This window comes from Coleofasciculus sp. G1-WW12-02 (genome assembly GCF_040219735.1).
In the GTDB taxonomy this organism is placed as follows: Bacteria; Cyanobacteriota; Cyanobacteriia; order Cyanobacteriales; family Coleofasciculaceae; genus Coleofasciculus.
The window spans coordinates 25,204-37,051 of the sequence record NZ_JAVJRX010000165.1 but is presented as its reverse complement, the minus strand read 5'-3'; the positions used below and the strand labels follow the sequence as shown (position 1 = coordinate 37,051).

Sequence of the window (11,848 nt, the reverse complement as noted above, 5' to 3'; positions counted from 1 at the left end):
AATATACTATAAACCTCGTGCGATCGCGCCTGCCATTTCGTTCTGATCCGTGGGTATAGTGTCTTGCGGATTATCATCTTATCATCTCGTCCTGTAGCGAAACCAACTGGCACGAGAGAGTGTAAAATACTACCGTGACTAGTGTGAGCGAGGCGCTCACTATTAGTGTAATAAACCACATTATTGAATACTGAATCGATGTTCTATGTCTATTTTATCGACTTATTTAAATAAACAGCAATTTTTGATCCCACCCTTTGATCGACTCAAATTTGTGATTATTTTTGTTCTCATGACTGGGCTGAGTCGATTGGCAGTTGGATTTTTGTTTCGCTATCTACCCACTTCAGTATTTGTTGAACAGGAGGTGAGAATTGGGAATGCAATTATTAGTGGCTTCGTTACAGGAACTGTGGTAGGAGCAACTCAGTGGCTAATACTACGTAAATACCTATCGAGTTGGTTGTGGATTCCTGCAACGGCGGCAGGTCAGATAATTTTGAGTACTACTTTTCAAGGATGGCTGTACTTTCTCTCCACTACTTTGCCATTGGCTACTTTTGATGGGGTATTGATGGATATGAATTATATAACCATATATAGTGGTTTTGTATTTGCTTTTTGCATTATTTGGTTGGGGTTAACTCAATGGCTGGTACTGCGTCACTCTGTAAAATCTGCTTGGTGGTGGATTGTGTTTAACTTTATGGCTCCATTCTTCTCTGTCTGCCTGATAATATTAGTTAGTTTTCCGAATTATTTTATCCGAGGATTACAATTCGATTCAAGAATCATTGCAACATTTACTGTGGCAGCGACTCAAGCTATCGGATTTTGTACCTTTCATAAAAAAAATAGTATCGTAAATGACAACATGCAGTTAGCCTTAAGTTCACCTTTTTTTATGGCGTCAGAAATTAAAAATTATCGTAAAGTTAAAGCATTATCCACAAGGTTATACAGCCAAATTAATCAAGCATGGCAAGCAGATATGACAACTAACAGGACTTTAAGTTACTTAGTGGGGGTAGGCGATGATGGAAAAATTTTAGCTTATCAACCTATAAACCCAGCATCTAGGGATTTTATTTCTCAGACTCCATTACCGAATCTAGTTGATACTTATAATTTGGAAACGGAAGCAGAATATAATCACCAAGCCCTCGCCCCATTTCGGGTAATCTTTGTTCCTCCAGGTCATATAGAGGTTCATTCGTTGAGAAGTGTATCGCTATTGTGGCTAGGTATCATCTTGGCTGTTGTGATTATTTTGATGAGTAGTTATCCAACTTTAGTTGCTCAATTTGATTAAATTGTAGTGATTTTATAGCTGGATCAAGTAAAAATTAAAATAAAGAAAGGATGATTGGGTCGCCTAAATCACTGTTTTTCGCAATTTCAGGAGATGATTCGATTACTAGACTGCTGTTCTAGGGGTGCGATCGCGTGTAATATCGCTCGCTCAGAATAACCAATCCGTTTAACCGAGGCGACAATCGTCTCTATCCCTTGCACCACAACCATTACAGCCGATAACGCTAGACGGTGCGATCGCGGTTTTGAACTCCTATACCTGAGATTAATGACAAGGGAAAGAACTAAGCTTCAACAGCCTTGATTTAAGATACTACAAAAACACTACAGGTATCTCAGGTTTTGCACCCGACTCAGTAGAATAGAAAAAATTGAGATTACCATATCAGCCATAGATGAGAGGAGGTTGCGATCGCGAAGTCTGGTTGTAGTACAACTCAAGACGCGCCAAACTCTTCCTGTAATGCTTCATCATTATCATCCGCGATCGTGGCAACGATAGTAATCGCCCGAGAAATTTCTCCTGGCGATAATTCAGCCACCGTGCGCGACGATAACACCACCACTTGATCATCCACAATGCCAAAACGGGCTTCAAAGGTATCTGACCAGTTCATTTCCAGAAGTCTACGCATCAATTCGGCTTCTTTTTCAGCCGGGAGATGCAGCACCGAAGACCAAACGGTAAACGTATCCTCATCTGTAGAACCCGTCAATTGGACAAAGACTTCAACGCTACCATACTTAAACTTCCAGAGATAACCTTCATCGTTATGGCTTACCATCGCACTGTCATCTTGCTCCAGGCTGGAGATGACTGTTTCGATAGTTTCTACATAGTTGACGGTAACCTGATCTTGGATAAACTCAGTGGAGATGATCTCTTCCGTTGACAAGCTTTCTGTAGACACCGTTTCTGGATTCGATTTTTTAGTGGTCATAGACGTTTCTCTATAGCAGTTGACAATTGTATATAACACAAGGCGTGGTATTTACCTAATCTGGCAATTCATCTCACGCCATAATCTTGATTTGGCGTCTTGATAGGTGGGAGTAGCCCCAAGCTTATTTTATCGGTTAATCCCGATGACTTACCCCCAAAGACCCAGATCCCCGACGTCTTGAAGAAGTCGGGGATCTTAATTGCCGAGAACGATTCTACACCGTAGCGTCTTCAGGCTTATGAGCAATCCAGTACTTGCTCATAAAGTGGTTTTGAGTTGTAATTGCCTCAAAACCCGCCTGAGTCAGGCGTTCGACTAAATCATCGGTAATGTAGTGTCTGTAGTAGGGTTCGTGGAATATAGCAGGGAAGTTTTCCATCATTGGCATGAATTGGGGAAAATCAATCGCCTGAATAGAGTCACAGATAACAAACACTCCTCCCGGTTGAATGACGCGGAAGCATTGCTCAATGATGCGCTGACGTATAGAAGGTGGTAGTTCGTGGAAGAGAAACACGCAAGTGATACCGTGGAAATAATTATCCCGATACGGCAACTCCTCCGCCTTAGCCTGCATCAGTTGCGGTAATTCCCCCGGAATCTCCGATAAGAGTTGATTGGCTTTACGCAAATAAGCTGGGGATAAATCTGTGCCAAATAGAGACGCTTTTGGCAGCATTGCCCGAATCATCCTTAAAGTCCGACCCGTTCCACAGGCTACATCAAGAACCTTAATTTGTTGAGCAGGAACGGTATCAAACGCCTTGAGTCCTTCCTTTAACGGTGCAAGTACACGCCGCCGCATCGGATCAGCCCCACCATTAAACAGAAGTTCTACCTGCAAATCATACAGGTTGGCTGAGGTATCACTCAAGTAGCCATCGGTTTGGTAATGGAAGTTGCGCCGATAGTAGTTTGGATAATTTTCGATATCAATCTCTGGCGAGAACTCCTGATATTTATTCTGATTGACCCTCTCCCAGATGTTCAGTAAATCCAGGCAAATCTCTGGATAGTAGCGCAAGAAGTCTTCCCAAGGGTTATCAAACAGCAGGCTTTTAGGATACACGCCCCGCTCCGCATCCTGCCAATCGGTTTCCAGAATCTGCTCGAACTTTTGCCAAAGTAGTTGCAGGATTTCTGGAGAGAGGGATTTGGCTCTAAGCTGGTTGATTGGAGGATTAATCAGATTCCGTAGTTGTGATCCTGTGTTTTTGTGTGCGAGTGCAAACGCCGCTTTTCCTTGCTGGAATGTTTGATATGCCAGTTTTGTCAAAGTATCAGACATGAGTCGTGAAGCTGGTTGTTACCTGATTGTCATTTGTTAAGTATTGTAACTAAAAAAATAAAAAAGTTCACAGAGTCAACCCTAGAGTTGAGGGGAGATGTAGGCAAAAAAAAGCCACCCCTAGGGATGGCTTTTTTTCTCATTTTGTGCTATTTTCTGAGACTAGACATCGTAGTAGAGGGAAAACTCATAGGGATGAGGACGCAACCGCATCGGGTTGATCTCATTATCGAGTTTGTAGGCAATCCAGTTGTCGATAAAGTCTTCGGTGAATACACCTGTACTGGTCAAGAAGCTATGATCCTTCTCTAAATGCTCTAAAGCGGCTTCCAGAGAACCAGGAGTTGACGGGATTTTGCTCAATTCCTCTGGTGAGAGGTCGTAGATATCCACATCTAAGGGTTCGCCTGGATCAATTTCGTTCTTAATCCCATCCAAGCCTGCACACAACATCGCCGCAAAGGCAATATAGGGATTACAAGTCGCATCAGGACAACGGAATTCCATCCGCTTCGCCTTGGGATTGTCACCAGAGAGGGGAATCCGGATGGAAGCTGAACGGTTTCCTTGAGAGTAAGCTAAGTTCACAGGCGCTTCAAAGCCTGGCACCAAGCGCTTATAGGAGTTAGTCGTTGGGTTGGTCAAAGCTAGCAGCGCTGGCGCATGTCTGAGCAAGCCGCCGATATAATGCAGCGCCATCTTGCTCATTTGAGCGTAGCCATCGCCGAAGAACAGGGGTTTCCCTTCTTTCCAAATCGACTGGTGGGTGTGCATCCCAGAACCGTTGTCATTAAACAGGGGTTTGGGCATAAATGTGGCAGTTTTGCCATACTTCTTGGCAACATTTTTAACCACATATTTGTAAACCATCAAGAAGTCACCGGCTTCGACGATTGGTGCAAAACGGACACCGAGTTCGTTCTGTCCCCCTGTAGCAACTTCGTGGTGATGCTTTTCAATAGGCACACCACATTGAGCCATGGTTAGCAGCATTTCGGTACGCATGTCTTGCATCGTATCCGTAGGCGAAACGGGGAAGTATCCTTCTTTGTAGCGAGGTTTATATCCCAAGTTCCCGCCGGCTTCTTCCCGTCCTGAATTCCAACGCCCTTCAACGCTGTCTACATAGTAGAACCCTTTGTTCTCAGTTTGATCAAAGCGAACATCGTCGAAGATAAAGAACTCGGCTTCTGGACCAAAGAAGGCAATATCCCCAAGTCCAGTAGATTTCAAAAAGTCCAATGCTTTTTGGGCGATGGTGCGGGGGTCACGGCTGTACCATTCACCAGTACGAGGCTCTTTAATCGAGCAAATCATGCTCAGGGTTTTTTCTTGCATGAATGGGTCAATCCAAGCCGTTTTCGGATCGGGAACCATTGACATGTCTGATTCGTTAATGGCTTTCCAACCGCGAATACTTGACCCGTCGAACGCTACCCCATCTTCAAAAGCACTTTCGTCAATTTGATCGTAGTAAAACGAGCAGTGCTGCCAGACCCCTGGCATGTCAATGAATTTGAGGTCAATAATTTGAATGTTTTCGTCTTGAATCATTTTCAAGACCTCTTGGGGCGTTTCTGGCATGAATGACTCCTTTTGTCAATTGGACTATTGTTTAGAAAAGTTCAAATAGTTGAACGATGGAGGAAGACTTGTTCAGGTTCTCACCGGCTTAGACAGACGGTCATGCCTGTTCTCAACCTGACGCTTAGGACTACGGGGGAGATTAGGAATCAAGTGTCGCACAAACATACTAGACATGTGATTAACCAGGAAACGATACGGTTATCAGTGGCAGGAGCTGCAAACATGGGTAGACCCGTCAGTTTGTCCCCTGAGTGTGAGAAACGAGACAAGATACATTGGTGCGAGCTTTCTCCCTAAGCCGGGGAGCCGTTGTCGTACCATCTCAGGTTTACCTCAACAACCTGATTGGGCTTGAAACCTGTCTCCTTTGTATCTGACTCATCCTAGGGAGAGGCAGAGGGAGCTTTTGTATCCAAAGTTACAGAATCTAGTTTCCTGATTCTGGGTATCCTCAGAAAACGATTAAATTGTCTCAAATGTTACAAAATAATAAGGATTACCCATCTCCTATTTGTCAATCCGCTCAACCATGACGTATTCTAGTGCAGATAAGCCAAGTTGCCTTGGGAGCAATACTTGGGTGAGTCCAGCTTATGTGATCAAAGAACAGGGTTCAGCAGGCGGGTCACATGTGGATGGGGATGGAACGCCAACAGTATAAACATACAAGGCTAGGTTTTGTTCCGTTATGTCCATTTTGTTTGTGGGAATTTTTTGTAGCCGTGCTGCAATAACTGGCAAGATAAATAGATAAAGATATACAGATTTGGAGAGCCGACTCATGCGGGATGCGATTACAAGCCTGATTAGAAATTACGACATCACTGGTCGTTACCTCGATCGCGATGCGATCGATTCACTCAAATCTTACTTTGACAGTGGTACAGCCCGAATCATGGCAGCCGCCGTGATTAATACTAATTCAGCCTCAATTGTCAAGCAGGCAGGATCGCAACTTTTTGAAGATGTCCCGGAACTGATTCGTCCGGGTGGCAATGCTTACACGACTCGTCGCTATGCCGCTTGTTTGCGGGATATGGACTATTATCTGCGCTATGCCAGTTATGCACTGGTTGCTGGGAGTATGGATGTGCTTGACGAACGAGTACTGCAAGGTTTACGGGAAACCTACAATTCCTTGGGGGTTCCCATTGGTCCGACTGTTCGCGGTATCCAAATTATGAAAGATATCGTGAAAGAGCAAGTCGCCGCCGGGGGAGTTGCTAATACGGCATTTGTGGATCAGCCATTCGATTACATGACCCGTGAATTAAGCGAACGCAATATTTAACCTAACTCGCGGAATTCCCCACCCGCCTGTACGGTGGGGATCTATTCAATGTTCCTTCTGGATAGTCGCGAGTACTAAAACTGATGCAAAAACTCTGAAAATACTTAATGTGACCCTCTTTGGGTGCGTATTTTAATCGTTGTCCCAGATAAAGGATTCACTTCTGGGATAATATGTATATTCCCAGACCAATTAGTCCCAAGGCGATAACCTGTCTAATGCCAAAAGGTTCTCCCCAAATTAAGTGAGCCAAAAAAGCGACCGCTACATAGCTAATCGAAACGCTGGGAAAAGCTACAGAAACAGGAATTTCCCTAAGGGCAAAGATGTAAAAAAGGGAAGCACAGAAATAAGACGACAATCCCACAATAATGTAGGGCTCAAGAAAGAAAAGCTTATTGCCAATACCCTGAATAGCACCAGCTTTAAGGCTTAGCTGCCCACCGATACCGATCATAATCGAAATAACTAAAGCAAAATAAGCGTTCATGAAAAATTCTCCACTCCAGTAGAACTATCTTAATCTGAATGTCACAGAAATAAGCCTTTGTTGCTCAACAGATTTAGGATTAAGCCGCGTGACATCTATCTGAATTAACTTGAGCCATCTTGAGTGAGAGCCTGACTTATTCCGAGCTAATCCGTGCTTTATTCCTGACTTTTTCCCATTGAATCTGCCAAAATTTAGAGAGAAACTTGCAGATACCCACTAAAAATGAGAGCGTGAGTGAGAGTAGACCTACGGCATCTGGGTTGATTCATGGATGCGGTGACATCTGTAAAAACCATAACTTTACAGAAACCCGCGCAAAAATGTTACATAAAGTACAACAAATCAGCCGCTAGCATAGTGAAATGGAATAGGTCGATTATAGGTTATGAGTAAACGCGATAATCCGCTAGTATTGATTTTAGCTTTAGCCGCTACCTTGGGTCTGATTGGAGGTGGTCTGTGGGTGTTGAATAAGGCGGCACCTGATCTAGTTCCTAATCTGTCAAGTCAGACTCAAACCAAAGCCGCCAAAGGTGAACTGAGGATTCTGGGAGATACATTCAGCGGCTATAGCACGTTTCGCAGTCAGCCGTTTCAAAAGGCATTAGAAGAGGTTGGGCTCAAACTGCGCTATCAAGATGAGTTTGATCAAGCCAAACGGGCTGAATTATTGAATCAGGGAAAAGCAGATTTATTAGTCACGACATTAGATCAGTTCCTGCAACAACAACCCGAAGGACAAATTATTGGCTTGATTGACCGCACGGTAGGCGCTGATGCCGTTGTGCTGAATACGAAGAAATATCCAAATCTTAAGTCACTCTTAGATCTTAAGCGATTAGTTGAGCAGGAGCGATCGCAAGGACGACAGTTAACCCTCACCTTTGCGGGGGATACCCCCAGTGAGTACCTGGCGCTGGTGTTGAGTACCAAGTTTGAGGCGTTTAAGCTGGCTGATTTTCAAGTCAAAAAAGTCGCTGATGCGTCTGAGGCGTGGCAACTTTTACAAGATCCCAATCAGAATGTGGCGGTGGCGGTGATTTGGGAACCCTATGTCACCCAAGCCAAAAAACAAGGGCATACTGTCGTTTTATCCAGTCAGGATGCACCCCAAGCCATTGTGGATGTGATTGTGGCATCCAATCGCTTGATTGAGTCTCAACCTGAGAAAATTTCAGAATTACTGGAAGCCTACTATCGCCGGATTGACGCTAATGTTCGCGAACCCTCCCAATTAAAAACGCAAATCGCAGAAGATGGGGAATTATCTTCTAGTGAAGCTAGTGCCGTTTTACAGGGAATTGACTTTTTTACTGCCTCTGAAGCCCAGCAATGGATGAGTGATAATATCCTAGAAAAACGGATTGGTTCCACCGCCGCTGTATTAGTTTTAGCGGGTCGATTAAATGATGTTCCTCAAGCCCCCCAGACCTTATTTTCACCTCAGTTTCTCACCAAAGCCACAAATAATACCGAAACCTTAATTAGCTTAGTGCGTGCCGATAACCCAGAACTGGCAGACCGACTATCGGGCAAGGGAGAAACCATTGCCGCTGTGCCTCAAGTCTCAGCCCAAAAGATTACTGCTGCCCCAGATATTGGCAACTTAGAAGTGCGAGGAGAAGTGCAATTTGGTGTTGGCTCAGCAACATTAACCAATCAAGGGCAACAAACCCTGAATCAGTTAACCAATGAAATTCAAGAGTTTAATCCCCAAACTGTAGCCGTGCGAGTGATTGGTCATACCTCGAAAACAGGGACAGCAACCCTGAACCAAACCTTAAGTCAACAACGCGCCCAAGTTGTTGTGAACTACCTACAAAATCGTGGTCTTAAGCATAACTTTGTCGCAGAAGGCAAAGGCTTTAATCAACCCCTGTCTGGAATTCCGCCGACAGATCCCCGTCAACAGCGTACAGAAATCCGCTTAGTTCGAGTTAACTAAGAAAGTTTTGAGTGTGTAGGGGCGGGTTTCACTACTATCCTCTCTTCCTTTACCCAAATGTAACTAAACCCGCCCCGACCAAGTGTTAAATTTTGAGTTTAAAAATATGAAAATTCGGACTATTGTTACCTGCTTTACCTTATTTTTTGTCAGTTTAACTATTGCGGTTAGCTGTACTCCTGCTACTGATGTCTCCACCTCTGAATCCCCTTCAACACCAGCCGTTCAGATGGGATTCAGTGCGTGGCCCGGTTGGTTTCCCTGGCAAATCGCCGAGGAAGAACAACTCTTTGCCGCCAATGATGTGAAAGTAGATTTGAAGTGGTTTGATGGCTATCTGGATTCAATTAATGCCCTAGCCGCAGGTCAGTTAGATGCCAATACCCAAACCTTGAATGACACGATTAGCTCTGTTGCGGCTGGCTCAGATCAAGTCATTGTTTTGGTCAATGATAATTCAACCGGAAATGACAAAATTATTGTTCGTGAGGGAATTAATGCCATAAAGGATTTGCAAGGAAAAACGGTTGCTGTAGAAGCGGGTACAGTTGATCATTTTCTTTTACTCTTAGGATTAAAAAAAGCTGGATTATCTCCAGATGAGGTGGAAATCAAACCCTTAGAAACAGGGGCAGCCTCTGCCGCATTTGTCGCCGGACAGGTTGATGCTGTGGGTGTATTTGCACCGTTTACGACGAAGGCACTTGAACGTCCTGGAAGTAAAGAGTTGTTTAGTTCTAAGGACTTTCCCGGTGCGATTCCTGATCATCTAGTTGTGAGTCGGCAAATGCTTGAGGAACGCCCGGAAGCGGTGCAAGCTTTGGTAAATACTTGGTTTGATACGCTGGATTTCATGAATGAAAATTCGGACAAGTCTTTGCAAATTTTAGCCAAACGAGCAGGAGTTACGGTTGATGAATATAAGGAATATGATGCTGGAACGACTATTTTTAGTATCGAGGATAATTTAGCCGCGTTTGAACCGGGAGATGACATGACATCGCTGCCTTATGCGGCTCAAGAAATTAGTACATTTTTAGTAGAGAATGGTTTGATTGAACAAGCCCCTGATTTGGATAAACTCTTAGATGATCGCTTTGTAAAAGCCTATGCGGAAAAGCAGAAAACCTAAATCTATTCAGGGCTGATTCGCTCTCGTACACAATAGGGTTTGTCGTTATTCATTGTGAATGTTTATCCACAAGAACCAGTTGTGTATCGACCTAAGAAGATGATGTAGATAATCACAGCAAATAGTTTCTGGTAAACCCTAATGACTCGGACTCCTGAAAATTTGTGTACAAGAGAGATAAAATCTTCTCCTCAAACACTGAAACCCACCCTATTTTGGCGCATTGCCGAAGATATTCCCAAATCCTTGACCTGGCCATTGATGGTGTTGTCTATCGGTATTCCGTTTGGGTTATGGTGGCTAATTTCTCATTCGGGGTGGGTTGAGCCTCTGTTTTTACCGACACCAGAGAATGTTTGGCAAGCGATTGTGTCACTTTGGATAAGTGGCGATTTGCCCCAGGATATTTTAGCAAGTGTATTTCGGGTTCTCTGTGGTTTTATTCTCGCCGCGTTGATTTCTATTCCCTTGGGAACTTTCATGGGAACCTTTGCCAGTATTCGGGCGCTAATGGAACCGATTATTGGAATTGTGCGGTATATGCCTGCGCCAGCATTTATTCCTTTACTCATCTTATACTTTGGCCTCGGAGAAACCCCGAAGATTTTGCTTATTTTTATCGGAACGTTATTTTTCAATACACTGATGATCATGGATGCGGTTAAGTTTGTCCCCAAGGAGTTAATTGAAACATCTTATACGTTAGGGGGGAAACGCCTTCAAGTTTTACTGTATGTTATTTTTCCGTTTATTATGCCCAGTATTATCGATGCTTGTCGGGTCAATATTGCCGCCTCTTGGAATTTAGTGATTGTGGCAGAATTAGTGGCAGCAACTGAAGGCTTGGGACGCAGGATTAGTGTGGCGCAGCGGTTTCTGAGAACTGATCAAATTTTTGCTGGACTCATTGTTATTGGATTAATCGGTCTAAGCTTCGATTTACTATTTAGATTGTTGCTGCGAGTATCCTGTAAATGGACTATAGATTAAGGATTAAAATAACTAATAATCAACAACAAATGAAAAAGACAAAATTAACTGTTTCTCAACTTTATAAACAATTCTCAAGTCGTAAGGGCGTCACGGTTGCCCTTAAAGATATCAACATGCACATTGAATCGGGAGAATTTGTTAGTGTAGTTGGTGCATCGGGTTCTGGTAAATCGACGTTATTACGTCTAATTGCTGGGCTGGAACAAGCAACGGCTGGTGAAATCCGCGTGGATGGTGTGCGAGTGACTGGACCCGGTTCGGATCGAGGGATGGTGTTTCAAAGTTATACTCTCTACCCCTGGATGACGGTAGCTAATAATGTGGGATTTGGTTTAAGGTTACAGGGACTATCCGCAGCACAACGACGGCAGCACGTATCGTATTATTTAGAGGTTGTGGGATTATCAGAGTTTGCTAAAGCGTTGCCCAAAGAACTATCCGGCGGAATGAAACAACGAGTCGCGATCGCGCGGGCGTTAGCATGTCAACCTAAAGTCTTACTCCTGGATGAACCCTTTGGCGCGTTAGATGTGCAAACCCGCGAAGCCATGCAGCAATTCCTGCTGCAATTATGGCAACGAACGGGTACAACGATTTTGATGATTACTCATGATGTAGGGGAAGCGGTGTTTCTCTCCCAACGCATCTATGTGCTGACGACGCAACCGGGTACAATTCAAGGGGAACTGACGATTGATTTACCTCGCGATCGCGTAACTGATAATTCTGATGGATGTAGGCTGAAAATTAAGAGTTTGTCGGCGTTTCAAAACTACACCGATCAGATTATTGACTTACTCACAGATCAACCAGAAACTGCGCTTTTGCGGAGCTGATTGATCATTAATAGTTAGCTAAAAG

The 11,848-nt window shown here is 44.0% G+C and carries 12 protein-coding genes; 7 read left to right on the top strand and 5 right to left on the bottom strand.

The features are described 5' to 3' along the window. Positions 1-205: 205 nt before the first annotated feature. A complete protein-coding gene (locus tag RID09_RS26310) occupies positions 206-1,312 on the top strand; it encodes a hypothetical protein (protein ID WP_446338874.1) in 1,107 nt (368 codons plus the stop codon). An 86-nt stretch (positions 1,313-1,398) separates the two neighbouring features. Here RID09_RS26310 and RID09_RS26305 read toward each other — a convergent pair whose 3' ends face one another. The 4 genes from RID09_RS26305 to glnA form a co-directional block, all read right to left on the bottom strand. Further along, positions 1,399-1,524 carry a hypothetical protein gene (locus tag RID09_RS26305; RefSeq protein ID WP_446338873.1) on the bottom strand — a complete coding sequence of 42 codons (126 nt, stop codon included), beginning with the start codon at positions 1,522-1,524 and terminating at the stop codon, positions 1,399-1,401. A gap of 227 nt (positions 1,525-1,751) precedes the next feature. After that, positions 1,752-2,255, bottom strand: a complete 504-nt coding sequence (locus tag RID09_RS26300; protein WP_446338872.1) for a YbjN domain-containing protein — start codon at positions 2,253-2,255, stop codon at positions 1,752-1,754. Positions 2,256-2,472: 217 nt separating this feature from the next. Continuing rightward, a complete protein-coding gene (locus RID09_RS26295; protein ID WP_446338871.1) occupies positions 2,473-3,546 on the bottom strand; it encodes a class I SAM-dependent methyltransferase in 1,074 nt (357 codons plus the stop codon). Positions 3,547-3,708: 162 nt separating this feature from the next. After that, on the bottom strand, positions 3,709-5,130 hold the full coding sequence (glnA, locus tag RID09_RS26290) for a type I glutamate--ammonia ligase (RefSeq protein ID WP_446338870.1): 1,422 nt from the start codon (positions 5,128-5,130) through the stop codon (positions 3,709-3,711). 532 nt (positions 5,131-5,662) lie between these two features. Between glnA and RID09_RS26285 the strand changes: the two genes are divergently transcribed. Then, positions 5,663-5,794: a hypothetical protein gene (locus RID09_RS26285; protein ID WP_446338869.1), complete on the top strand. Its 132-nt coding sequence runs from the start codon at positions 5,663-5,665 to the stop codon at positions 5,792-5,794. Positions 5,795-5,914: 120 nt separating this feature from the next. After that, the gene (gene apcB / locus RID09_RS26280; protein WP_446338868.1) at positions 5,915-6,424 is read left to right on the top strand and encodes an allophycocyanin subunit beta; all 510 of its coding nucleotides are present in this window, start codon (positions 5,915-5,917) and stop codon (positions 6,422-6,424) included. A gap of 157 nt (positions 6,425-6,581) precedes the next feature. Here apcB and RID09_RS26275 read toward each other — a convergent pair whose 3' ends face one another. Then, positions 6,582-6,914: an EamA family transporter gene (locus RID09_RS26275; RefSeq protein WP_446338867.1), complete on the bottom strand. Its 333-nt coding sequence runs from the start codon at positions 6,912-6,914 to the stop codon at positions 6,582-6,584. Positions 6,915-7,302: 388 nt separating this feature from the next. Here RID09_RS26275 and RID09_RS26270 point away from each other — a divergent pair, with 388 nt between their 5' ends. From RID09_RS26270 to RID09_RS26255, 4 genes are all read left to right on the top strand, one after another. Continuing rightward, positions 7,303-8,862, top strand: coding sequence for an OmpA family protein (locus tag RID09_RS26270; RefSeq protein WP_446338866.1), 1,560 nt, complete (start codon positions 7,303-7,305; stop codon positions 8,860-8,862). A 106-nt stretch (positions 8,863-8,968) separates the two neighbouring features. After that, entirely contained in the window at positions 8,969-9,994 is a 1,026-nt protein-coding gene (locus RID09_RS26265; protein ID WP_446338865.1) for an ABC transporter substrate-binding protein, read from the top strand. 141 nt (positions 9,995-10,135) lie between these two features. Further along, a complete protein-coding gene (locus RID09_RS26260; protein WP_446338864.1) occupies positions 10,136-10,984 on the top strand; it encodes an ABC transporter permease in 849 nt (282 codons plus the stop codon). 29 nt (positions 10,985-11,013) lie between these two features. Then, positions 11,014-11,823, top strand: coding sequence for an ABC transporter ATP-binding protein (locus tag RID09_RS26255; protein ID WP_446338863.1), 810 nt, complete (start codon positions 11,014-11,016; stop codon positions 11,821-11,823). Positions 11,824-11,848: the final 25 nt, after the last annotated feature.